Annotated in this window: 1 pseudogene; it reads right to left on the bottom strand. The window is 81.8% G+C overall.

Annotated features, from left to right (window positions below):
* Positions 1-214: pseudogene (locus QWJ41_RS21750) on the bottom strand (methionine synthase); the annotation flags it as partial.

The raw sequence follows: 214 nt of genomic DNA, 5'->3' as shown, positions 1-214 counted from the left end.
GGCGGTGTCGCTGACGGCCCCCTGGGGGTCGGTGCTCGGGACCAGCCCCAGGACGACCACGTCACCGGCCTCGAGCGCCTCGGCGAGCACGTCGTGGTCGGCGGCGGCCAGCCGGGCGACGGCGACCAGGAGCCCGCGGGCGCCGGCGCCGCGCCGCAGGGCCCGCGGGGTGCCGGCCGAGCACGAGTGCACCCAGGGCTCCGCGCCCTCGGCG

Source organism: Nocardioides cremeus (assembly GCF_030518195.1).
Classification (GTDB): Bacteria; Actinomycetota; Actinomycetes; order Propionibacteriales; family Nocardioidaceae; genus Nocardioides; species Nocardioides cremeus.
The sequence above is the reverse complement of the archived record's forward strand: the minus strand, read 5'-3'. Positions and strand labels throughout refer to the sequence as shown.